Origin of the sequence: Roseovarius sp. D22-M7, from assembly GCF_037083785.1 — a bacterium.
Classification (GTDB): Bacteria; Pseudomonadota; Alphaproteobacteria; order Rhodobacterales; family Rhodobacteraceae; genus Roseovarius.
The window spans coordinates 1-1485 of record NZ_JBAPKY010000158.1; the positions used below are offsets into that span (position 1 = coordinate 1).

At 66.3% G+C, this 1485-nt stretch carries 4 protein-coding genes and 2 pseudogenes; 2 read left to right on the forward strand and 4 right to left on the reverse strand.

Features of this window, described 5'->3' with window-relative positions; all coding sequences use genetic code 11:
- Positions 1–262: pseudogene (locus V8324_RS21790) on the forward strand (IS3 family transposase); the annotation flags it as partial.
- A 34-nt stretch (positions 263–296) separates the two neighbouring features.
- Here the strand turns inward: V8324_RS21790 and V8324_RS21795 are convergent.
- The 4 genes and pseudogenes from V8324_RS21795 to V8324_RS22565 form a co-directional block, all read right to left on the reverse strand.
- Positions 297–554: an ATP-binding protein gene (locus V8324_RS21795; protein WP_336421980.1), complete on the reverse strand. Its 258-nt coding sequence runs from the start codon at positions 552–554 to the stop codon at positions 297–299.
- A gap of 33 nt (positions 555–587) precedes the next feature.
- Positions 588–749 carry a hypothetical protein gene (locus V8324_RS21800; RefSeq protein ID WP_336421981.1) on the reverse strand — a complete coding sequence of 54 codons (162 nt, stop codon included), beginning with the start codon at positions 747–749 and terminating at the stop codon, positions 588–590.
- Complete coding sequence (locus V8324_RS21805) at positions 746–1048, reverse strand: hypothetical protein (RefSeq protein WP_336421982.1); 303 nt, start codon at positions 1046–1048, stop codon at positions 746–748. Before V8324_RS21805 ends, V8324_RS21800 begins: the two co-directional genes overlap by 4 nt.
- A gap of 142 nt (positions 1049–1190) precedes the next feature.
- Positions 1191–1382: pseudogene (locus tag V8324_RS22565) on the reverse strand (Mu transposase domain-containing protein); the annotation flags it as partial.
- On the opposite strand from V8324_RS22565, the gene V8324_RS21810 reads away from it, so the two are divergent.
- On the forward strand, positions 1300–1485 hold a 186-nt coding region (locus tag V8324_RS21810), incomplete at its 3' end, for a hypothetical protein (RefSeq protein WP_336421983.1). The pseudogene V8324_RS22565 and the gene V8324_RS21810 overlap by 83 nt on opposite strands.

Genomic DNA, 1485 nt, shown 5'->3' on the forward strand with positions numbered 1-1485 from the left:
CATCATCGCCTGGAAGCTCTGCACGACGATGAAGGCCGAGGATGTGACCTCCACGCTGGACCTGGCCCTGGACGTGTCGGGCTGCGACAGCGCCAGCGTGATCGCCAAACCAAGGCTGCTCAGAGATAACGGCTCGTCTTGCATCGCGGACGACCTGGCCGATCATGTCGAGGACAAGGGCATGGATCGCGTTCGCGGTGCCCCTCAGCATCCGCAGACCCAGGCCAGGATCGAGCGTTGGCACCAGCCCATGAACCGAAGGTCCGCGACGCGAATAATCGCGTATTGCTCGGGCATTACTTCCTGCGGGGGGCGGTCGTGAAGCGGACCTTGAGACCCTTCTGGCAGGCTGCCAGTCCGAGCCCCGGGGCGAGATGGGTCTTGCCGGTGCCGTTCGGGCCCGGGGCGATGACGTTCTCGCGCCGAGCGACAAGGGCGCAGCGGGCGAGTTGCATCGTCAGGCCCTTGTTCAGGGACGCAGTGACCTTGAAGTCGAAGCTGTCCAGGTTCCTGGTCGCCGGGAGCTTCGCGGCCTTGATCCGGCGTTCGATCATCCGGCGCACGCCGCCGCGCCAGAGGCGCGCAGTTCAAGCATTGGCGGCGCACGCCGCCGCGCCAGAGGCGCGCAGGTCAAGCATTGGCGGCGCACGCCGCCGGGCCCGGGCCTGCTTGTCATACGCGCTGTTGAAGGTCGGCAGGCGCAGCTTCTCGAGATGATGCTGCCGCAGGACCTGCGGGGTATCGGTCATGCCGCTGTTCCGGACATCAACACCTTGTCGCTGGCCGGGTCCGTCGTCTCGACCTGTGCCCTGGGCAGATAGGGATAGATGTCGAGATCAAGCCGCGGCGGGCGGTTCTCGATCCGGCACAGCACGAGATGCTTGACCGCATCGTAGCCGATGGTGCCGTGGCCGAGAGCGTAGTCGAGGGCGCCATGGACATGGGCCATCTCGAAGGTTTCCAGCAGACGTCCGAGCCTGGACGTATGCGCGCTCGCCCTTCTTGCCCATCCGCGCTTCGAGCAACCGGTGCCGGGTGGCGAACTCATCCGGCAGCTCCCGGTTCTGCAACGGCGCCGCCTGATCCTGGGCGCCGACCTTCTGCTCCAGCAGCGGCAGGTAATGCAGCGGATCGAAGACCATGTCGGCCTTGTCGTCGGACCGGCGGTGGCGGGCGATCCCCTCTGCGCCGCAGCCGATGACGACCTCATGGACGTCATGTCGGAGACATGCTTTCAGCATGATGCCCCGGACCCGAACCTCGTGCTGCGCACAGGCCACCGGAACGGAATGAGCGTTGGTGCGAAAGCGGACCATCGCGATCGAGGCGGCCCGCGTGCTGACCTTCTCGCAGGCATCATGGGGCGTGGGCGGCAGCGCCATCAGCGCTATGGCCACGGACGGTATCGTCCTGGCGCTTCAGGCACCGGTCTTCCAGCCAGTCATTCAGGTCATCGACGCCGTCGAACCGGGGCGCAGGTCCGAG

Excerpts from the sequence above, each read along its gene's own strand:
- V8324_RS21805 (WP_336421982.1), bottom strand. The coding sequence starts at position 1,048 with ATGAGTTCGCCACCCGGCACCGGTTGCTCGAAGCGCGGATGGGCAAGA.
- V8324_RS21795 (WP_336421980.1), bottom strand. The coding sequence starts at position 554 with ATGATCGAACGCCGGATCAAGGCCGCGAAGCTCCCGGCGACCAGGAAC.
- V8324_RS21800 (WP_336421981.1), bottom strand. The coding sequence starts at position 749 with ATGACCGATACCCCGCAGGTCCTGCGGCAGCATCATCTCGAGAAGCTG.